We start from the raw sequence: 19,586 nt of genomic DNA, 5'->3' as shown, positions 1-19,586 counted from the left end.
CAACTAAATAGGATACGCACGTTATCGGTAGCATGCTTATGATAACCTCAATCGCTTGCTAGGCGACGATTCGCGCAACCCACCTATGAATGACAACGGATAGCCAATGACTGACAATAGCATCACTTCTCTTGATAATGTCTCACAACTAACGGAGACAGGGTTACCGCAAACCTGCTCCTCGTTACGAAAAATATCACGCCGCTTAGTCAGGCAATTGGGAATGCTCAACACCGATGGTATGCCGTTAAACTTATCACCTGTGCTAGCCCATGCATTAATCGAGCTCAGTAACCAAGAATTATCGGTCAATCAACTGGCACAGCTGCTTAATATCAACAAGTCCAATGCCAGTCGCGCCGTCAGCCAACTGTGTGAAAAAGGACTCGCACAAAGCCGCACTAACCCCAGAGACAGCCGCAGTTCATTATGCAAGTTGACACCCCAAGGTAAACGCCAGCTCAAAAACCTTAATCAGCAACAAAATACCTTATATCAGCAGATCCTCGCCCAGCTCTCTGCGGCACAAGTGAGTCAGCTCACCGACTCGTTAAACCTGTATTCGCGGGCTATCGCCTATGCCGAGCAGCAACAAAACTTTGCGATCCGCAGTATAACTCCAAACGATAACCCTCACATCGCCCAGGTGATCCGCTGTGTGTCGGCCGAATATGGCCTCACACCAGATAAAGGCTATGGGGTTGCCGACCCCACTCTCGACAGCTTGTATCAGGTCTATGAGATGAGTGATGCCCACTACTGGGTCATCACTCACAATGGACAAGTATTAGGTGGGGCGGGGATCGCGCCATTAGCCGACCATGATGGAATTTGTGAACTGCAAAAAATGTATTTTTTGCCCAGCTTACGCGGCAAAGGCTTTGCGCGGCGTTTAGCCTTGCAAGCGCTAGAGTTTGCCCGCAAGCAAGGTTATCAAGCCTGTTACTTAGAGACCACGGCCTGCCTCAAAGAAGCCTTGGTATTATATGAAAAACTGGGCTTCGAACACCTAAATCAGCCCTTAGGCGACACTGGCCATGATGCCTGTGAACTCCCTATGCTGCTCAAACTTTGACCGCACAATTAACATTAAAATCATTGAGATACATTATTGAATTGTGGGGCAACAAATTAACTAGTGTTTTACAATAAAGATTGATAGGGTCTAGTGGTATTTACAGATGAGTTTTTTCCGATTCATGCTGTTAAGCCCAAGGGGCGCGATTCTTGGCCATGGTAGGGCCGCTAGGTAAGACAACAATGATGACCTTAAAGCCTCATCTTACCCGCAAAGCCAATCCCCCTACAACAGCCATTGCCCCTAGTTTTAAACATTATTGTTGTGCATTCCGGAGACTTTCATGGACTATAGACGACTCCCGCATTCTAACCTCGACGTCAGCCAACTTTGTCTGGGCACCATGACGTGGGGCGAGCAAAATACCCAAAGCGAAGCGTTTGCTCAGCTCGACTACGCCATTGGCGAAGGCATCAACTTTATCGATACTGCCGAGATGTACCCTGTGCCCCCCAAGGCTGAAACCCAAGGGGAAACCGAACGCATATTAGGCCAATACCTCAAGGCTCGCGGCAATCGCGACAACCTAGTGATCGCCACTAAAGTGTCGGCCCCCGGTGGCAAGAGCGACTATATCCGCCCCAATATGGCGCTAGACTGGCGTAATATTCACCAAGCGGTCGATGACTCTTTGAGTCGCTTACAGATTGAGACCATCGATCTGTACCAACTGCATTGGCCTGACAGAAATACCAATTTCTTTGGCGAACTGTGTTACGAGCAGCAAGATCAAGAAAAACTCACGCCGATCATCGATACCCTAGAAGCCTTAGCGTCACTAATCAGCGCCGGTAAAATTCGCTATATTGGCGTCTCTAACGAAACCCCTTGGGGCTTAATGAAATATCTGCAATTAGCAGAAAAACATGGCTTACCACGTATCATTAGCGTGCAAAACCCCTATAACTTACTCAACCGTAGCTTTGAAGTGGGCATGGCGGAAATCGCCCACCGCGAAGAGTTACCGCTGCTGGCCTATTCACCACTGGCCTTTGGCGCCCTAAGTGGCAAATACCTTGACGGCCAATGGCCCGAAGGCGCGCGTATGACGCTGTTTAAGCGCTTTGCCCGTTATAACGGTACCCAATTAGCGCTCGAAGCGACGCAAGCCTATGTGGAACTGGCACGCGAATTTAACCTTAGCCCAGCGCAAATGGCCTTGGCCTTCGTCAACAGTCGAAAATTTGTCGGATCTAACATCATTGGCGCCACCAATCTTGAGCAGCTCAAAGAGAATATCGACAGTCTCAATGTCACCCTGAGCCAGCCGTTACTGGCCAGACTCAACGAACTGGCCGATCGCTATCGCCTGCCCTGCCCCTAACGGGCAAGGGATGTGACAAAAGCTTGCAATAGGCGCTAAGATCTCCCAAGATCCTAGCGCCTGTTTATTTATTGCTGCCGGAACCACCAATGGACTTAACTCAACTGCGCGCGCAGTTTCCCGCCCTTGCTCAAACCTTAGGGGATTACCCGCTGTGTTACCTCGATACCGCGGCCACCAGCCAAAAGCCATTAGCGGTGATAGAGGCGATGACTCAGTATTATCAACACGATAATGCCAACGTACACCGCGCTGCGCACCAGTTATCGAGCCGAGCCACTACCAGCTATGAGGCCGTGCGCGATAGCGTGCAGCGCTTTATTCATGCCAAGCGCCGCGAAGAGATCATCTTTACCCATGGCACCACCGAAGGCATCAATATGGTGGCCCACGGATTGAGTGAGCAGGTGCGCCCAGGCGATACCATTTTAATCGACAGCGCCGCCCATCACGCCAACATAGTGCCATGGCAGATGCTCGCTCAGCGCACTGGCGCAAGGATTGTCCCTATTCCGCTCAATGCACAACAGCGCCTCGACCAAGACGCCTACGCGCGGCTACTGGCCGATAAGCCTACCATCGTCGCCCTTGGACATGTGTCTAATGTGCTTGGTACGGTCAATCCTGTGCAGCAGATGGTTAAACAAGCAAAACAAGCGGGGGCGATCACTGTGATCGACGGCGCACAGGCCATTGCGCATTTGCCGGTGGATGTGCAGGCACTCGACTGCGATTTTTACCTGTTTTCGGCACATAAAATGTATGGCCCAACTGGCGTTGGCATTCTCTATGGCCGCTTTGAACGCCTCGATAGCCTCAGCCCACTGCTCACGGGCGGTGAGATGATTAAACAGGTTAGTTTTGAAACAACCCAATTTAATTCGTTACCTAACCGACTGGAAGCCGGCACGCCTGCGATCAGCGCCGTTATCGGCCTGGGGGCTGCGATACGCTTTATTGCAGGCTTAGATAAAGTGCAGACACAACAACGTGAAACTGAGTTGCTGCTGTACCTGCAACGCAGGCTGAGTGATGTAGGCGATATCACCTTATACGGTGCCCATGAGGATAATATTGGCGCGGTGGCCTTTAACCTTGCTGGCGAGCACCATCAAGATGTGGGGATTTTACTGGATCAACAAGGTATTGCGGTGCGCTGCGGCCACCACTGCGCCATGCCGCTGATGCACGCCTTACAGCTTAACGGCTGCTGCCGCGCCTCTATTGGGGTGTATACCAGTAAGCAAGATATCGACCGTTTTATCGAGGCGCTTGCCTCAGTCAAAGACCTGCTGCTGTAAAGCGCGGCCCATTGCATAATTTAAGGACTTCCATGACGCAAGCCACTCCACAACCGGCCGAGGCCCTCTTTTTAGCCCAGCATTTCGATAGCGAGGCGATCATAAAGCGTTTTAATGCCGCCGCCAACTGGCAAGAGCGTTATCGTGAGATCATGTTACTGGGTAAAACCTTACCGACACTCGATGAGAGCCTGCGCACTGAGACAGCTAAGGTTGAAGGTTGCGAAAGTAACGCGTGGCTGTATCACATCGGTATCGACAACAAACACTATTATGTGGCCGACAGCGATGCCCGTATCGTTAAAGGCTTAGTCGCCTTACTGCTTGCCGTCACCCATGGCCAAGACAGTGCAACCATCGCAGCGCTGGATATTAATGCCTATTTTGACCAGTTAGGCCTCACCGGTCAGCTGAGCCCATCTCGTACTAACGGCCTGTATGCTCTGGCGTTAGCCATAAAAGCCGCCGCTCAATAAGCTCGCCCCGATAGGCCCTGTTCCAATAGACAACAAGCCTCCGTTAGGAGGCTTTTTACTGCTGTTGATAAGCAACACTACTGGCGACTGCTGGCCGTCAGTGGCAGGGTTCGATTCATCTGCCGGCCAATATAGGCCCCGACGATCATCGCCACAACAAATAACACCATAGGCAGGTCCAGATGGGCTAAATTAACAATCGATGGCCCAGGACAGATACCTATCATGCCCCAGCCTAAACCAAACAAGGCAGCCCCAATGACCAAGGGCGCATCAATAGCGCGCTTGGTGGGCAGGTGGTAACACTTATCAAATACGGGGCCAAGCTTAGCCTGCACACGAGGCTTAACCACCAGCAGATACAAGGGTAAATAAACTGCCAAACCGCCAGACATCACAAACAGCAAGGTCGGGTCCCACTCGCCGCTCAGCAGTAGACTCACATTTAAAAAGCCAATCACTTTAGCGGGATCGGCCAGCCCAGAGAGCATTAAACCTGTACCAAATAATACACCACAAAATAGTGCAACAATCTTTTTCATCTCAACACCTTAGTGGAAAACTACCGCAGAAATAACACCCATCAGCATAAACACCAGTGTCGCCACCATCGAGCGGGGCGATAAGCGGCCAACGCCACAAATGCCGTGGCCACTCGTACAGCCACTGCCAATCGCGCAGCCTAATCCCACTAAAACACCCGAGATAAGCAGTAACGGAGTCGACTGCAACACTGAGCTTAACTCGATAGGCGCAAGGCCAAATATCGCCTCAAGCGGTGCGCCCATGATGGTACCACTGAGCAATAACCCGCCCAGAAAATACCATTGCCAGCCCAAGCCTTTGGCTTGGGTCTTGCTGCCCCATAGCGCGCCCGATAAAATACCACTAATGCCGGCAATGCGGCCATTGAGCAGGAGCAGTAAAATCGCCCCTAGCCCCACTAATACGCCACCGCATAATGCAATAACATAGGATGAAAACATCGAATACTCCTTTCACCTTCAATAACTTATAAAATTTAATAAGCTCAATCGATTTAAGTCGAATGAGCCTAGATACGCGCCTTAATAATGTGCATTGGCCATTAAGTACGTTTTGTAACCCCCGGTTAAGTTTTTGGCTTTAAAGCCATGATTAACCAACATACGGTATGCCACGTGACCGCGTAGGCCAACATAGCAAAATACTAAGATCTCTTTATCTTTAGGCAGTTCATCTAACCGATCGCGCAATTGATCTAACGGAATATTGACCGCCCCTTCAATGGCGCCCATCTTGGTTAATTCACCTGGATTACGAATATCAAGCAGCCACTGCGCAGGGTTGCGAGCATCAATTTCTTCACTATGACACACTCGGCTGTCGCCCTTTAAGATATTGGCGGCCACGAAACCCGCCTGATTGAGCACATCTTTAGCCGAGCCAAAAGGCGGCGCATAAGTCAGCTCCATATCTTGCATATCATAAACCGTCAGCCCAGCTCTAATCGCAACGGCCAGCACATCGATGCGCTTATCGACCCCATCTTTACCCACGGCCTGCGCGCCTAGAATCTTGCCATCTTCAGTGCTGTAAAGCAGCTTCAATGACACCGGATGCGCCCCAGGAAAATAGCTGGCATGGCTAGCACCATGTACATAAATTTTATCAAAGCCGATGGCTGATTTTTGCAGGCGTTTTTCATTCAGGCCGGTATTGGCTACCGCCAGATCGAACACGCGGCAAATCGCCGTGCCTTGGGTTTTGTTGTAGCTGTCATCAGCGCCGAAAATATTATTGGCGGCTATGCGTCCCTGACGATTTGCTGGGCCTGCCAGTGGGATTAATGCCTTCTCACCTGTGAGTAAATCAAACTCCTCAACAGCATCCCCAACCGCAAAAATAGCGCTGTCGCTGGTACGCATCTTATCGTCGACTAAAATGCCGCCCAACTCGCCAATCGCCAATCCGGCTTCGACCGCAAGACGTGTCTCAGGCTTGACCCCAATCGCGGTAATTAACATGCCCGTTGTTAATGTGTCACCTGTGCTCAGCGAAAGCTGTAAACCACCTTCGATTTGCTCAACAGCGCTAAGGCCGCAGTTCAAACGTAAATCTACGCCATGCTCAACAATTTCTTGATGGAGCAGATTAGCCATTTCAAGATCCACTGGCATCATCACCTGATTAGACAACTCCAACAGCGTGACCTCGATATTCAGATGGCGCAGTGCCTCCATCATCTCTAGGCCAATAAAGCCGCCACCCACCACTGTCACATGTTGCGGTTGCTGCTGTTTCAATGCCGCTAAAATGCGATCCATGTCTGGGATATTACGCAGCGAAAACGTCAGCGGATTATTAAGCCCTGGGATCGGCGGCGTAATAGGCGCTGCGCCCGGTGACAACACTAAGGCGTCAAAGTGCTCGGTATACTGCTCGCCAGTGCGTAAATTGTTAACCGTCACTGTTTTAGCCGTCTTATCGATAGCAAGCACTTCATGCTGCACCCGTACATCCACATTAAAGCGCGCCTTAAAACTCTCTGGAGTTTGCAACACTAAGGCACTACGTTCACTGATTTCACCACTGATATGATAAGGCAAGCCACAGTTGGCAAAAGAGACATATTCGCCGCGCTCAAACATAATAATTTCAGCATCTTCACTTAATCGTCTGCCGCGAGCCGCAGCCGATGCCCCACCGGCAACACCACCAATAATCAATAACTTGTTCATTTACTGTCTCCTGACTTGCGATTCAAATTCACCTTGGCCTATGTCGCGGTGCCCCGGGTGCTTCGGCTTTTCGAGTAACTGAGCCCTTAGCTTGATTGGCCTGCCTCAATCGACTAACAGCGGTTGTGCAAGGCAACGAGCTCAGTTTTTATGAGCCGACGAGTGTATTACATCTATAGGAACATGCAAAATTCTTTTATTAGAAAAACCTAAGAGATCGGATTTTCATTATTCATATTGGAGTAACACAGTTAATGGGTTAATGATGTGAAACCGTCGTAATTATGACTAAAGAAGGAGATAAACAGATGATTTATCGCCGATTGAGCGTCAATAAGTGCCCTTTTGGCTCTTTACAGCGCTCGCTTAGCCACATAAGATCCAGCCACTCTACGCCAAAGAAAGATACCTCAATGACCACAATAACCATTACTCGCCCCGACGACTGGCATGTTCACCTACGCGATGGCGACGTGCTTGCCGATACCGTTAGAGACACTGGCCGCTATATGGGCCGCGCGATCATCATGCCAAACCTAGTGCCACCCGCCACTAACCTTGACAGCGCCATGGCCTACTATGAGCGTATCAAAGCGGTCACCACCACCAACTTTGAGCCGTTAATGGTGCTGTATTTAACCGACAACACCACGGCCGAGGATATTCGCGCCGCCAAAGCCTCTGGCAAAGTGGTTGCCGCTAAGTTGTACCCTGCGGGTGCCACCACCAACTCAGATTCTGGCGTGACCGATGTGAACAACATCTACCCAGTGCTTGAGGCGATGCAAGAGGTGGGGATGCTGTTTTTGGTCCATGGTGAAGTCACCGACTCATCAATCGATATCTTCGACAGAGAAGCCATTTTCATCGAGAACACCTTAAAGCAAGTGGTGCAGGATTTTCCCAAGCTGAAAATTGTGCTTGAACATATCACCACCAAGGATGCGGTCGACTTTGTGATGAGCGCGCCAGACAATGTGGCCGCAACCATCACCGCCCATCACTTGCTGTATAACCGTAACCATATGTTAGCCGGTGGTATTCGTCCGCATTTTTACTGCTTGCCCATTTTAAAGCGCAACACTCACCAGCAGGCACTGCTGGCTGCGGCGGCCAGTGGCAGCAAAAAGTTCTTCTTAGGCACAGATTCGGCGCCTCATGCCAAAGATCGTAAAGAAGCCGCCTGTGGCTGCGCCGGCTCATATACCGCTCATGCGGCTATCGAGCTGTACGCCGAGGCATTTGAGTCGGTTAATGCACTCGATAAGCTGGAAGGATTTGCCAGCTTCAACGGCCCTGACTTTTACGGCCTAGCGCGCAACAGCGACACCATCACCCTAGTAAAACGCAGCTGGGATGTGCCAGCCACTTATCCACTGGGTGAGACAGGTGTGGTGCCGATTCGCGCAGGCGAGCGCATCGAGTGGCAAGTCGAAGACTAAGCCAAACAGCCTATAGGCTTGCGTGACTGTCGATATGCCAGAGCTTACTCACTGGGCGATGAAAATCGCACACCACGTTAGGGCTTGGGCTAATGGCCAAGCTAGATAACAAAACACCGCCATCACGGCGGTGTTTTTTATGGGCACGATACGCTTATGCTAACGCCAAGCTAATCTTAACTAAGCCAAGCTAATCTGAGCCAAGCGCCGATAGCAGCGGCAATCGGCCGATGAAAGACCATTAAAAGGCTTGAGCAAAAATGGCAAAGCTGCAGCCGATGGCGACCGACCAAGAAAGCGAGCGTAAGGTGCTTTTATCCAGCAGATACAAAATATGGTAAGCGACCCGCGCAATAATATGCCCCACAGCAAGTAACGCCACAGTGTCATTCACCTTATCTAGCGCGATCACGCTCAACACCGACAAGCCAAAAATCAGTAGCGATTCAAAGGCATTTTGATGCCCAGCGACCGCTCGCGCGCCAAAGCCAGTTAACTGCGCTTGCTGGGCTCTAGGTTGATGATTGTCATAGCCCCCCAACTTTGCCATAGCTACCGCCACCGGCCCCTTGGCCAAATAAGGCAGTAACATGGCTAACAATAAACACGTTAATAAAATGGTCATGATGCATATTCCTTTTAGCAAATAACGGGCAAGGGGTTCGTCAGCGCACTTTATGAGCGCGCCTTATCTAGCGCTTGGCACAGCGCCTGGATACCTAAGATAGCGCGCGGCGCGGCGCGATGTAATAAATCGGCATTAAGTTGATAAATGTGCTGCTGTTTTACCGCTGGGATCTCCTGCCAACTCGACCAGTCTACCCCATTGACATTACCTTTATCTTGACTTTGCAAAATCACCAGTGGCCTCTTCAATAGCACGGCTTCGAGGCTCACCTGCGGATAAGCGCTGGCTGCATCGGCAAACACATTCTCGCCATGACACACCTCGATGATCTGCTCTATCCAACTGCCTTTGGCCACCGTCATTAGCGGCGTCGACCATAACTGATAAAACACCTTCACCTGTGGCTTATCTTGGTTTTGCTGTCGCAATTGTTGCAACTGCTGCTGATACTGGCTGGCCACCTTTTGCGCCTGCGCCTCATGGCCGGTGAGCTGTCCCAATGCCAGTAAATCCTCTGCCACTGCGGTCAACGATTTAGGGTCGCTGTTATAAATGGGGTAGCCTAATTGGCTTAGACGCTCAATCTCTTCGGCCTTATTGCCACTGCCCCACACCACAATTAAGTCTGGGTTGAGCTCAATCACCCGCTCAATTTGAATCCCATAATAGCCACCGATGCGGGGGATCTGCTTTGCCGCCTCGGGAAAATCGGCGTGATCTGTGGTGGCGACAATATTATCACCCGCGCCAATGGCATAAAGCATCTCAACGCCATGGGGCGACAGGGCGATAATCCTGCTCGCGGGGGCGGCCAATGCCACTACAGGCCAGCTTAATAGCAGGGCTAACATCCATTTTTTTATCATTTTATTCTTATCCTTTAATCGCATCTCGCGCTGCTTACCTCAATCCTCGGCCGCTAGCTAGAAGCTGCTGATGGTGCAGCAATCCAAGCCAGGCATAAGCAATAGCATAGGTTCTTTTTCTGGGTCAGGAGTATATCGCTATACGCTCGGTGGTGGAAACAGACCTGCATAAGCTGGGGATGTGCAGATACTTCTGAACGAAGCCGCTGCCGACTTAGTCGAATAAAACTTCCTTAAAATGGGGGTTATCAACGACAATCGTTAGCTTTGCCATCGAGTCTAAAACAACCAATAAATCATCGTGTTCAATCTTGAGTTTTATGCACTCTTCACCTTGATGATTTTTTGCGGTATCAATAGCTTTTCCTGTGATGGCCTCACCCGATTTTAATGTGATTTCGACAGGATAATTAAACAAGCAAACTATCTCTATGTAGTCATAATTAGCGCAACTGATCATAAACCGCGTCCTGTTCACTTGGATAGAGTAGGCAGAATAACATCACTTTCAGGTACCGGTCCCCATCCCCAATGTTAACCTTAGAGGCAATGGCCAAATGAAATTGCCCTTAAAAGAGCCAAACGGTGGACTTCAATGTTAAGCCAAACAAGATTGAGCCCATGGATGGCGTCCACTTAACTTTTATCAGCTTTGATTAATTAGTGAATAGATCGAAAATATTACCTAAGGCACTCGTCTTACCGCGATAAAATTCGGTATAAGTACAGTTAGTGCAAATTACAGCAGTAAATTTTCGGTTTTGCATATCAAATATTTTAGACCAACCACTTCCCGTCGTTGCAATAGTATCCGTATCATAATCACAACAATCACATTTGGGGCATTTCCAATTTTTAGACATATTAATTCCTTTTTAATAAATGCTACCAAATAGATGCGCATCCGTTACCAATCAATAACATAACTAAGTTACTAACCAATATCAATACACATTGTCATGCCCTACATCGGCAAATGCACTTTCAACGCCTATTGTTATTTATGGATAAGGAAAACGGTTTATTTGAGTCTAAATAGTGAGTTTTATGATGCGGATGGCAAACTCTTTTGGCTAGAGCATTAACTATGCCTGTCTATGTATTCGCTACTTTTAAAAGCGTTGCTTAAAGCGAAAGAGTCAATCAATAAGCACTGAACGAGAGCCAAGAACAAATAGAAACTAAGGCAAAACTGCCTCGGTTAGCGAAGTACAGCCTTGACTAACTGGGAGCATCCATATATGTCTATTTATTTCTCTATCTATTTATTTTCTATAACTATGAATGATTTTTACCACTTTCATACGACTTAGCTTTAACAATCGTAAAATAAAATACAAGGAAGCCTAACCAAGAAAAAAACAAAGTCAGAAAGAACCAAGCCAGTTTATGATACCCGGATACAGCTTTTGACTTTAAAGATAAGATTAACGGCATAATAAAAATAATAAGGGCAATTATTTGACCTAGTGAAGTAGCATTAATATCCATTTAAAACTCCTTACTTTGATTTACTTATAACGCCTTGCTCACCGGAAAATCGGGAGCGCAGCGAGTAATTTTTCCGAGTGCAGCAACTTGTGTACGCCCAGCATGGGCATGAACTAATGAGGTGAAAGTCCTCTGTAGGAAGATCACCGTCTAAATAACATACTGTTATTAAACGTTAACTACTAGCGAATGGCAAGGGCTTATCCGCGAGGATTGGTCTGAAGGAAGCCGCTAGCAAATTTGCGAGCTGATGAACAAGAACATCATATGAGGCGTAGGCTAGAGGTGAGTTGGCACAAGACGACGAAACCACGTGATCTAATGGCCACCGTAAATGATGCAGCAGTGCAAAGAAAGTTCATGTTCTTATCTGGGGAGATCTGCTTAACACGCGATCGGTCATTAACCAGTGAGGCTCTGGTTTATAAGTGCCTTGGCTTTTCAATTTCATCGACTGAAAAGAGCGAACTAGATGGAAACCGATAGCGCATGACAGGGTAACTTGGCATGTGATTAAGCAGAAGTCAGCAGACGGCATAGTAGCCCAATGCCCATCGTAATGGATGGGATAGCATACCCCGCGGTAGCGTTGTGGGTACATGGTGAAGGCCTGAACATTTAGAAGAAGGAGGAGTCTTGTCAAACTTGTCGATACCCACTACGTCGCCAGACGATTACTATCAGCAGCGTATTGATATGCAACCGGCTTTCAACCGCGATCTATTCCAACAACTGCTCGAACCTAAAAATCTACACCGGGCGTGGCGTCAAGTTAAAGCCAATAAAGGCGCAGCTGGCGTCGATGGCATGACCATCGAAGCCTTCCCGCTCTGGATGCAACAAGGCGGCTGGCAACAGTGTAAATCTCAATTAGAGCTAGGTGAATACCAACCCTCAGCGGTCAGACGCGTAGAGATCGACAAACCCGATGGAGGTAAACGCAAATTGGGGATCCCTAACGTCATTGACCGTGTGATACAGCAAGGCATTGCTCAAATACTCACGCCACTGTTTGACCCATTCTTCTCGACCAACAGCTTTGGCTTTAGGCCGAACAGAAATGCCAAACAAGCGGTACTGCAAGTAAGGGATATCATCAAACTGAAACGCAAATTTGCCGTCGATGTTGATCTGTCCAAGTTCTTTGATCGAGTAAATCACGACCTGTTGATGACTCAATTGAGGATCAAGGTACAGGATAAGCGTCTGCTGGCGCTTACTGGTAAATACTTGCGTGCTGGCGTGATGATCAACGACCAATTTGAAGCAAGTTTTGAAGGCGTGCCTCAAGGCGGCCCACTCTCACCATTACTCTCTAACATTATGTTGGATAGTCTGGATAAAGAGCTGGAAAGTCGAGGGCATAAATTCGCTCGCTACGCAGACGATTTTATCATCTTGGTAAAATCTCAACGAGCGGGTGAACGGGTACTCAAGAGTATTATTCAATACCTTGCCACTAAGCTAAAACTGGCCGTTAATGAGCAGAAAAGCCAAGTGGTTAAGGTCGATCAAAGCAAGTTCCTTGGTTTTACCTTTAACCGCGGAAAGATCCAGTGGCATGCTAAAACATTACACATTTTCAAACAAAAGATGAGGCGACTAACGAACCGAAATTGGGGCGTGAGTATGAGTTATCAGCTGTTTAAAATGCGTCAATACATGCAAGGCTGGATCAATTACTTTGGCATAGCCAACGCTTACCAAGGGTGTGTCGATTTAGACCATTGGATCCGTCGTCGAGTACGGATGTGCTACTGGCGTCAGTGGCGAAAACCACGGACTAAGGTGCAGAATTTACTTAAACGAGGCGTCAGGATCCAAGCAGCCGTTGCTTGTGGGATCACAAGTAAAGGCCCATGGCGGAGCTCGAAAACACCAGGAATACAGCAAGCGCTGAGTAATGAGTATCTTAAGAAAGCAGGATTGTATTCACTGAGAGATGGATGGATCGCGGTTCACTATCCGAACCAGAAAACAGGTTAGGCGTTCTAAATGAACCGCCCTGTGCGGAGCCGCATGCAGGGTGGTGTGGGGGCTGGAGGCTAGATACCTCCGGCTACCCGATTATATTTCGAACTAGGTGATTTGATATTTCCTAATCATTATGTAGTGCCAATAAATTCATCCAATAATGGAGCAAGTTCATCATCATCTAAAACACACCAGCTTATAAATGCACAGTATTGTGATGATGCTTTAATCAATAATTTCATACGTTCAAGAGCAGTTTCTTTTTCAACAGGTAAAGCTAGCTCATCAAAATATTCGCGCTGTAGGTCCAAAAATAAATTAAATTGTTGGAATACTTTCTTTCTTAGAAATGATGCAGAAACCGTTTTATTAGGTGTATGTGTACTATTGAATACTTTTTCAATTAATTCAGCCGTTAGTTTTGTTTTTTCATCATCATTTTGAGGCTCAATTCTTAGACATTTAGCATATGGCGTAATGGGTGGTACGTGTTTAATTGCTCTTAATACATCAACACTCAAGTCACAACAATCAAGCAGATCATTATACTTAGCTAGTTTGATATTATTACAGCGCCCACAAGAAAAATATAAATTATCCCAGTTAAATTTCTTATCGAGGTCACCGAGGTGAGGTTCAAAATGCTCTACATTTATATCAATTGGCTCTTTAGTCTCACAGATATAACATTTTTTATGAAACACTCGACTTAAGGCATCTAAAACATCTTGTTCACTATAACTTCGTCTATTTGCTAATGATGCAGGTGCATTTTCATTTCTTATTACTTTAAACATCTAACTGCCTCTTTGCTTTACTAATAGCAATATCTGCAGATTTCACAAAATACAATGACTCTTCGTCTAAAACGCTTTTATCTTTAGGTAACTTGCTTAATAAGCCCTCAACTTCAGCCACGTCTATTGGACTATTTTTAAGTAATTCACTTAGTTCTTCTATTTGGTCTTGTAGCAACGTTGATATTGGGAGAACACCGAACAAGCCTTCTAAAACAGCTTCGTAAGAAAACATTGAAAGGTCTTCAACTTGCTGACAACTTGATAAGTCGTATATAACAGCATCATCGATTGACGTAACTACAAAAGGTGAATGTGTCGTAACGATGAATTGAACTTTTGGAAAAGAATTTTTTAAGAATGCTAATATTTTTTTCTGTAATGACACGTGCAAATGAGCGTCTATTTCATCAATGATAACAATACCAGTTAAATCTTCTGGATTTATAGATCGTAAAGATACTTTCGTTATCAGGTCTGCATATATAGCCATAATTGAAGAAAAACCAGAGGATAAAGTTTGTAATGTATATGGCTCTTTATTAGGTTGATGAATCTTAAATACAAATGAATTGGAGTCAAACTTGAGTTGGAGATGCTCATCTTCAAATAAATTTTGTAAGTCAGCTTCTAACTTATAAAACCATTTTTCTATGCGTTGTGCTTCCTCGGGATCATTATTTATTTTAGTTGATTCAGAGAACGCCTGATTGGCAATGTTTGAGACCAAGAACTCTTCAAATATGGATGACGTCTTTTTCTTACTGTTATGCTGTTGCGATAAATTCTTATCTTGTTCACGTAATTTATCTAAATTAGTCACAGCAGATGGTTTTATAATCTCTGACTTTCTCATTGCTTCAAATGATGACAGTATAGCTGTAAAATTTTGGTGGCCAACGACAAATTCATCGAGTTGACCAATTTGAAGTGGCGGGTTATTCACTTCTGCTAGTTTCGCTTTAAAAGTTTCAACCTGTTTCGAGAAATGTTCATAGTGCTGATCAGCAGGTCCTCTTTGTGAAAGCTGATTTTGATGTTGTTTTAATTGTTGCTGAATACTTTGTTCAGTTTGATTGTTTCTTTTAACAACTGAATCAATTAGCTTTTCAAAGATGAACTCAATCAGCTGTGTTTTACCGCAACCATTACCGCCTGTTAAGATTAGAGTTTTACCATCAACATTAATGTCGACTTCTTTATTTGAGAACGGAATTTTAGTTTTGATTTTTTTCAAATAGCCTGACATGTCAGTACCTTATAATGTGATTCTGTAGTAAAAAGTTAATAGGATTATCTATGCTTTGAAACCTAAACTAGAAATATAACAGCTTATTGATTAGCAGCAGGATAACCTCCTGCTTTCTTGTAAGTCTCTTCGTCAAAATATCACTTGTAAGTGTTTGTTGTAAATATATTATTTAACAAAAAAATACAGGTTAAATATGACAATTTAACAGATAAAAAGATGCATAGGTGTTTACGAGGTCTGCATAACACTTTTATATATATTACAAACCATTGATAATAATGAGTTAATGTTTAAAAGTTAGTATTATCGATGCGCCAATCAAACGATTTATGCATCTTTTTCATGGTAATTATCTTAACTTGAATTATAACTGTATATACATACAGTTCACTGGTGAGGTAACGGTTATGGGGCAATTAACATTTTTGGAGGCTATACGGACAGAGATCAGGGTACGCCATTACAGCTATCAAACAGAAAAATCCTACCTCTATTGGAACCGCTATTTCATTCGACATTGCAATATTCGTCATGGCGCTGATATAACCCCGCTTTGATTGAACAATTTCTCTGCTTTTTAGCTGTGGAGTGTGAAGTGTCGGCGAGCCCCCAGAAACAGGCCCTATGTGCCATTGTATTTGCTTGTCGCCATGTGTTAAACGTTGAGCCCAATGAGTTACAATTTCCCTATGCAAAAGCCCCTAAACGAATACCGCAGGTATTGTCTAACGAAGAAGCAAAACTGATCATCAGCAATTTGTCAGGCTACCACTATTTAATTGGTGCCATCCTATTTGGCTCAGGCCTAAGATTAAAGGAAGCCCTAAAACTTAGAGTAAAAGATATTGATCTAACCACTAAATCTATCTTTGTGTACCGAGGTAAAGGGCAAAAAGATCGAGTTTGTATGCTACCTAACGGATTGATTGATGCTCTAAAGTCACAAATAAAACAGGTAAAAAAGCTCCACGAGACGGATTTGTCAGATGGCTTTGGACTTGCTTCATTGCCCATCTCTCTCATCAGAAAATACCGCAGTAACGCCTCTAAGTTTCATTGGCAATATATCTTTCCTGCTAGCCGCCGTTGTATGCACCCAAGTGACAACTACGTGTGCAGACACCATATTCATCCAACGGCTTTTTCACGTGCATTAAGGCAAGCTACCACTAACAGTGGTATAGATAAGCGCGTTACCGCCCATACTTTTCGCCATTCATTTGCAACATCTTTATTACTCAAAGGGCATGACATTCGTACCATCCAAGAGTTATTGGGACACAGTGATGTCAAAACAACCGAGATATATACCCATGTGATTGGTGGCCATCATACTGGGGTCATAAGCCCTCTTGATAGTCTTTAAGGCATACTACAAGACAAGTTACTAGGGCCTTATCTTTTGCTTTCCGCATTAATAAATATAAGGTAAACACAGAAACACAAAGTTCGAATGAGTAATTGTTATAAATGATAAAGGGGCAAAAGCACGTTAGCATTTAACTCTGAATTCACACCAAATGCAGCCAAATCGAAGAAACGTTCGATACCAAGTGTAAACGCGGCTGCGGCCTTTGCCAGTAGGGATGCTGGCGTAGAGCCCACAGGGATTGTGCTTGAACAACGTCCATGTCTAAAAGCCAGTTCGGCGTCCATGCCTCTGGTTCGTTAGCGCGAAGCTACGCTTCACCTCACCGTGTCGCAGAAGTGTTTGCACATAAGCTCACCGCAGGTGATAGATTGCCATTAAGGTGCGTCTTCAAAGCACATCAATAAATAAAAATGCAGCCAGCCGCTACTCAAACAAATGTCATCGTTCTTCATTCCAAGACCAGCACACTTTGGGGCAAAAGTACCTTAGCCTTTAATTCACTAGTCCAAACATCTCTCTAACTTAATAATCAAATCCGATTTGCGCTTTTACTCCGGCCTCAAAGGCATGTTTTATCGGCTGCACTTCGCTCACAGTATCGGCTAACTCAATAATGGCGCGATGGCACGCCCTGCCAGTGATGATCACATGCTGCATCGGCGGCCTATTTTTAAGTGCCTCAAGGACGCGCTCGAGCTCAATATAGTGATAGCTCACCATGTAGGTCAGCTCATCGAGTAAAATAATGTCGATACTGTCGTCTTTAAGCAAGGTTTCGGCCGCTTCCCAAGCGCTTTGCGCCGCGGCGGTGTCTTTGGCTTTATCTTGTGTCTCCCAGGTAAAGCCTGTGCCCATAACATGAAACGCAACCCCGACTTTTTCTAATACGGCGCGTTCACCACAGGGCCAATTGCCCTTGATAAACTGCACCACGGCGGCTTTTTTGCCGTGGCCCACTGCGCGGGTAATATTACCAAAGCCACCAGTAGACTTGCCTTTACCATTGCCGGTAAGTACCAGTAACACACCTTTTTCGATTTGCGCCTGCGCTATCTTGGCATCGACCGCCGCCTTCACTTTTTGTTGGCGCGCCTTATGACGCTCGGCTTTATCCTGCGCTCTGCTGTCGTGATCGCGCTCAGGGCTGTTATCAGTGCTGCTCTGGTGATTGTTTTCACCCTTGTTAATATCCGTCATCATCTTTGTCTCTTGTGTGGTATCGCCGTGATGTAACGGCTTGTAATTGGGTTAATTTTTAAAGCTAATGCTCAGCTCACCTTACTTATATTGGGCTCATTTTATACTGGGCTTAGACGCCAGCGATGAGCTGCTGCAGCTTATCCATGTCCATATTTTCGGCCAACATATCGGCTAAGCGATCTAACTGTTGCTGCCTAAGCTCATCGATATCGATGGCGGGGGCGTGGGTCATTCCCGCCCAGCGCAGCAGTAGCTGGCACGCCTTGGGCTGATCAAAAATGCCATGCAGATAGGTGCCCAATATCTGCCCATCGGCGGATAAATAGCCATCTTCGATATCAACCCCATGATTGCCATCATCGGCGCGCAGACGCAGTAGGCTTTGCCCCTGACCTAAATGTTGGGATTGACCACAGTGGATCTCATACCCACTCACCTTGGCTTGTTCGCCTAGCAAATTCAATACGCCCGATACCTGCGCCAAACGCTTAGTGGCGGTTAATTCGGTGACCAGCGGCAAAAGCCCCAGCCCCTCACTCTCGCCAGCCTCGCCCTCGACACCTAACGAATCGTCAATGGCCAGCCCCAGCATCTGATAGCCGCCGCAGATCCCAATGACCTTGCCGCCATACCTAAGATGAGTTTGCAGCAATGTGTCCCAGCCATTACCCAGCATAGTCGCTAAATCTTGGCGCACGCTCTTGCTGCCGGGTAAAATAATCAGGTCCGCTTGGGGCGCAGTGCCATCAAACGCAGATGTGACGGTTAAATAACTAAACTCAATATCAGGGTGTAAGCGCAAGGCATCGAAATCGGTATGATTGCTAATGCGCGGCCACACCAATACCAACACCTTAAACTTAGGGTGAGTAGATTTTTGCGGCGCGACCATTAGGGCATCTTCGGCGTCCAGATAAAGGTCATTGAGATACGGCAGTACCCCTAATACAGGTTTGTTGATCTCAGCTTCTAGCCAATCTAATCCCGATTGCAGCAGGCTAATGTCGCCGCGAAAACGGTTAATCACCACCCCTTTAATTCGCGCACGCTCAGAGTCGGACAACAAGGCCAAGGTACCAACGATATGGGCAAACACGCCGCCTTTATCGATATCGGCGATCAAGATAACCGGGCAATCGACCGCTTCGGCAAAACCCATGTTGGCAATGTCGCCCTCACGTAGATTGATCTCTGCTGGGCTCCCCGCCCCCTCGACCATGACAAGCTCATACTGCGCCGTTAACCTTGATAGCGAGTCGAGCACAGCTGCCATCGCCTTGGTGCGATACCCTGCGGCATTTTTGCCAAAATAGGCTTGACCGTCCATATGGGAAAGGGCTTTACCTTGCACTATCACCTGCGAGCTGGTGTCGGAACTTGGCTTTAATAAAATAGGATTAAAATCGGTGTGCGGTGCTAAGCCACAGGCCACCGCTTGCAACGCCTGCGCGCGGCCAATCTCACCACCATCGGCGGTCACCGCGCTGTTTAGCGCCATATTTTGCGGCTTAAAGGGCGCCACCTTGACCCCGTTACGGGCAAAGTAACGACACAGGCCAGCCACTAAGGTGCTCTTGCCCGCATCTGATGTGGTGCCCTGCACCATCAAGACGTTGGCCACGGCTTTATTTTGCATAGCATTGTTATTGGATTGACTCATCGTCT

General features: G+C 46.8%; 21 protein-coding genes. 8 read left to right on the top strand and 13 right to left on the bottom strand.

The features are described from left to right. Positions 1–106: 106 nt before the first annotated feature. The 4 genes from AC5YB1_RS05175 (at position 107) to AC5YB1_RS05160 (ending at position 4,179) form a co-directional block, all read left to right on the top strand. Positions 107–1,075 carry a bifunctional helix-turn-helix transcriptional regulator/GNAT family N-acetyltransferase gene (locus AC5YB1_RS05175; RefSeq protein ID WP_494520985.1) on the top strand — a complete coding sequence of 323 codons (969 nt, stop codon included), beginning with the start codon at positions 107–109 and terminating at the stop codon, positions 1,073–1,075. Positions 1,076–1,361: 286 nt separating this feature from the next. Then, a complete protein-coding gene (locus AC5YB1_RS05170; protein WP_494520984.1) occupies positions 1,362–2,402 on the top strand; it encodes an NADP(H)-dependent aldo-keto reductase in 1,041 nt (346 codons plus the stop codon). Between the two features lie 89 nt (positions 2,403–2,491). Further along, positions 2,492–3,703 carry a cysteine desulfurase gene (locus AC5YB1_RS05165; RefSeq protein WP_494520983.1) on the top strand — a complete coding sequence of 404 codons (1,212 nt, stop codon included), beginning with the start codon at positions 2,492–2,494 and terminating at the stop codon, positions 3,701–3,703. 32 nt (positions 3,704–3,735) lie between these two features. Continuing rightward, positions 3,736–4,179, top strand: a complete 444-nt coding sequence (locus AC5YB1_RS05160; RefSeq protein ID WP_494520982.1) for a SufE family protein — start codon at positions 3,736–3,738, stop codon at positions 4,177–4,179. 77 nt (positions 4,180–4,256) lie between these two features. Here AC5YB1_RS05160 and AC5YB1_RS05155 read toward each other — a convergent pair whose 3' ends face one another. The 3 genes from AC5YB1_RS05155 to AC5YB1_RS05145 form a co-directional block, all read right to left on the bottom strand. Beyond that, a complete protein-coding gene (locus tag AC5YB1_RS05155) occupies positions 4,257–4,721 on the bottom strand; it encodes a DUF6691 family protein (RefSeq protein ID WP_494520981.1) in 465 nt (154 codons plus the stop codon). Positions 4,722–4,730: 9 nt separating this feature from the next. Continuing rightward, complete coding sequence (locus AC5YB1_RS05150; protein ID WP_494520980.1) at positions 4,731–5,165, bottom strand: YeeE/YedE family protein; 435 nt, start codon at positions 5,163–5,165, stop codon at positions 4,731–4,733. Positions 5,166–5,246: 81 nt separating this feature from the next. After that, positions 5,247–6,899: an FAD-dependent oxidoreductase gene (locus AC5YB1_RS05145; protein WP_494520979.1), complete on the bottom strand. Its 1,653-nt coding sequence runs from the start codon at positions 6,897–6,899 to the stop codon at positions 5,247–5,249. Positions 6,900–7,312: 413 nt separating this feature from the next. On the opposite strand from AC5YB1_RS05145, the gene pyrC reads away from it, so the two are divergent. Then, positions 7,313–8,341 carry a dihydroorotase gene (gene pyrC / locus AC5YB1_RS05140; RefSeq protein WP_494520978.1) on the top strand — a complete coding sequence of 343 codons (1,029 nt, stop codon included), beginning with the start codon at positions 7,313–7,315 and terminating at the stop codon, positions 8,339–8,341. A 241-nt stretch (positions 8,342–8,582) separates the two neighbouring features. Here the strand turns inward: pyrC and AC5YB1_RS05135 are convergent, their stop codons facing one another. From AC5YB1_RS05135 to AC5YB1_RS05115, 5 genes are all read right to left on the bottom strand, one after another. Further along, the gene (locus AC5YB1_RS05135; RefSeq protein WP_494520977.1) at positions 8,583–8,966 is read right to left on the bottom strand and encodes an MAPEG family protein; all 384 of its coding nucleotides are present in this window, start codon (positions 8,964–8,966) and stop codon (positions 8,583–8,585) included. A gap of 50 nt (positions 8,967–9,016) precedes the next feature. Further along, positions 9,017–9,835 (bottom strand): cobalamin-binding protein, encoded by an 819-nt coding sequence (locus AC5YB1_RS05130; protein ID WP_494520976.1) that lies wholly within the window; start codon positions 9,833–9,835, stop codon positions 9,017–9,019. 214 nt (positions 9,836–10,049) lie between these two features. Further along, positions 10,050–10,295 carry a Rho-binding antiterminator gene (locus AC5YB1_RS05125; protein WP_494520975.1) on the bottom strand — a complete coding sequence of 82 codons (246 nt, stop codon included), beginning with the start codon at positions 10,293–10,295 and terminating at the stop codon, positions 10,050–10,052. Between the two features lie 196 nt (positions 10,296–10,491). Then, positions 10,492–10,698 carry a zinc ribbon domain-containing protein gene (locus AC5YB1_RS05120; protein WP_110457298.1) on the bottom strand — a complete coding sequence of 69 codons (207 nt, stop codon included), beginning with the start codon at positions 10,696–10,698 and terminating at the stop codon, positions 10,492–10,494. A gap of 415 nt (positions 10,699–11,113) precedes the next feature. Further along, positions 11,114–11,326, bottom strand: coding sequence for a hypothetical protein (locus tag AC5YB1_RS05115; RefSeq protein ID WP_475514784.1), 213 nt, complete (start codon positions 11,324–11,326; stop codon positions 11,114–11,116). Between the two features lie 636 nt (positions 11,327–11,962). On the opposite strand from AC5YB1_RS05115, the gene ltrA reads away from it, so the two are divergent. Further along, positions 11,963–13,312 carry a group II intron reverse transcriptase/maturase gene (gene ltrA / locus AC5YB1_RS05110; protein ID WP_494520974.1) on the top strand — a complete coding sequence of 450 codons (1,350 nt, stop codon included), beginning with the start codon at positions 11,963–11,965 and terminating at the stop codon, positions 13,310–13,312. Between the two features lie 119 nt (positions 13,313–13,431). Here ltrA and AC5YB1_RS05105 read toward each other — a convergent pair whose 3' ends face one another. Further along, positions 13,432–14,097: an HNH endonuclease family protein gene (locus AC5YB1_RS05105; RefSeq protein WP_494520973.1), complete on the bottom strand. Its 666-nt coding sequence runs from the start codon at positions 14,095–14,097 to the stop codon at positions 13,432–13,434. Then, positions 14,090–15,346: an AAA family ATPase gene (locus tag AC5YB1_RS05100; protein ID WP_494520972.1), complete on the bottom strand. Its 1,257-nt coding sequence runs from the start codon at positions 15,344–15,346 to the stop codon at positions 14,090–14,092. The genes AC5YB1_RS05105 and AC5YB1_RS05100 overlap by 8 nt, the downstream gene beginning before the upstream one ends. Positions 15,347–15,678: 332 nt before the next feature. Here AC5YB1_RS05100 and AC5YB1_RS05095 point away from each other — a divergent pair, with 332 nt between their 5' ends. After that, positions 15,679–15,906, top strand: a complete 228-nt coding sequence (locus AC5YB1_RS05095; protein WP_494520971.1) for a phage integrase N-terminal SAM-like domain-containing protein — start codon at positions 15,679–15,681, stop codon at positions 15,904–15,906. A gap of 38 nt (positions 15,907–15,944) precedes the next feature. Next, a complete protein-coding gene (locus AC5YB1_RS05090; protein ID WP_494520970.1) occupies positions 15,945–16,715 on the top strand; it encodes an integron integrase in 771 nt (256 codons plus the stop codon). 98 nt (positions 16,716–16,813) lie between these two features. Here the strand turns inward: AC5YB1_RS05090 and AC5YB1_RS05085 are convergent, their stop codons facing one another. The 3 genes from AC5YB1_RS05085 to AC5YB1_RS05075 form a co-directional block, all read right to left on the bottom strand. Beyond that, the gene (locus AC5YB1_RS05085) at positions 16,814–17,005 is read right to left on the bottom strand and encodes a hypothetical protein (protein ID WP_494520969.1); all 192 of its coding nucleotides are present in this window, start codon (positions 17,003–17,005) and stop codon (positions 16,814–16,816) included. Positions 17,006–17,243: 238 nt separating this feature from the next. Continuing rightward, positions 17,244–17,918, bottom strand: coding sequence for a cob(I)yrinic acid a,c-diamide adenosyltransferase (cobO, locus tag AC5YB1_RS05080; protein ID WP_494521583.1), 675 nt, complete (start codon positions 17,916–17,918; stop codon positions 17,244–17,246). Between the two features lie 112 nt (positions 17,919–18,030). Continuing rightward, positions 18,031–19,581 (bottom strand): cobyric acid synthase, encoded by a 1,551-nt coding sequence (locus AC5YB1_RS05075; RefSeq protein ID WP_475514786.1) that lies wholly within the window; start codon positions 19,579–19,581, stop codon positions 18,031–18,033. Positions 19,582–19,586 lie beyond the last annotated feature (5 nt).

It is taken from the genome of Shewanella sp. 433 (genome assembly GCF_059338565.1).
This window is presented reverse-complemented; position numbering and strand designations above follow the sequence as displayed.

What these genes read in the sequence shown, in the direction of transcription:
- AC5YB1_RS05175 (WP_494520985.1), top strand. Translation starts at nt 107, where the DNA reads ATGACTGACAATAGCATCACTTCTCTTGATAATGTCTCACAACTAACG.
- AC5YB1_RS05170 (WP_494520984.1), top strand. Translation starts at nt 1,362, where the DNA reads ATGGACTATAGACGACTCCCGCATTCTAACCTCGACGTCAGCCAACTT.
- AC5YB1_RS05165 (WP_494520983.1), top strand. Translation starts at nt 2,492, where the DNA reads ATGGACTTAACTCAACTGCGCGCGCAGTTTCCCGCCCTTGCTCAAACC.
- AC5YB1_RS05160 (WP_494520982.1), top strand. Translation starts at nt 3,736, where the DNA reads ATGACGCAAGCCACTCCACAACCGGCCGAGGCCCTCTTTTTAGCCCAG.
- AC5YB1_RS05155 (WP_494520981.1), bottom strand. Translation starts at nt 4,721, where the DNA reads ATGAAAAAGATTGTTGCACTATTTTGTGGTGTATTATTTGGTACAGGT.
- AC5YB1_RS05150 (WP_494520980.1), bottom strand. Translation starts at nt 5,165, where the DNA reads ATGTTTTCATCCTATGTTATTGCATTATGCGGTGGCGTATTAGTGGGG.
- AC5YB1_RS05145 (WP_494520979.1), bottom strand. Translation starts at nt 6,899, where the DNA reads ATGAACAAGTTATTGATTATTGGTGGTGTTGCCGGTGGGGCATCGGCT.
- pyrC (WP_494520978.1), top strand. Translation starts at nt 7,313, where the DNA reads ATGACCACAATAACCATTACTCGCCCCGACGACTGGCATGTTCACCTA.
- AC5YB1_RS05135 (WP_494520977.1), bottom strand. Translation starts at nt 8,966, where the DNA reads ATGACCATTTTATTAACGTGTTTATTGTTAGCCATGTTACTGCCTTAT.
- AC5YB1_RS05130 (WP_494520976.1), bottom strand. Translation starts at nt 9,835, where the DNA reads ATGATAAAAAAATGGATGTTAGCCCTGCTATTAAGCTGGCCTGTAGTG.
- AC5YB1_RS05125 (WP_494520975.1), bottom strand. Translation starts at nt 10,295, where the DNA reads ATGATCAGTTGCGCTAATTATGACTACATAGAGATAGTTTGCTTGTTT.
- AC5YB1_RS05120 (WP_110457298.1), bottom strand. Translation starts at nt 10,698, where the DNA reads ATGTCTAAAAATTGGAAATGCCCCAAATGTGATTGTTGTGATTATGAT.
- AC5YB1_RS05115 (WP_475514784.1), bottom strand. Translation starts at nt 11,326, where the DNA reads ATGGATATTAATGCTACTTCACTAGGTCAAATAATTGCCCTTATTATT.
- AC5YB1_RS05105 (WP_494520973.1), bottom strand. Translation starts at nt 14,097, where the DNA reads ATGTTTAAAGTAATAAGAAATGAAAATGCACCTGCATCATTAGCAAAT.
- AC5YB1_RS05100 (WP_494520972.1), bottom strand. Translation starts at nt 15,346, where the DNA reads ATGTCAGGCTATTTGAAAAAAATCAAAACTAAAATTCCGTTCTCAAAT.
- AC5YB1_RS05095 (WP_494520971.1), top strand. Translation starts at nt 15,679, where the DNA reads ATGCATCTTTTTCATGGTAATTATCTTAACTTGAATTATAACTGTATA.
- AC5YB1_RS05085 (WP_494520969.1), bottom strand. Translation starts at nt 17,005, where the DNA reads ATGGACGCCGAACTGGCTTTTAGACATGGACGTTGTTCAAGCACAATC.
- cobO (WP_494521583.1), bottom strand. Translation starts at nt 17,918, where the DNA reads ATGACGGATATTAACAAGGGTGAAAACAATCACCAGAGCAGCACTGAT.
- AC5YB1_RS05075 (WP_475514786.1), bottom strand. Translation starts at nt 19,581, where the DNA reads ATGAGTCAATCCAATAACAATGCTATGCAAAATAAAGCCGTGGCCAAC.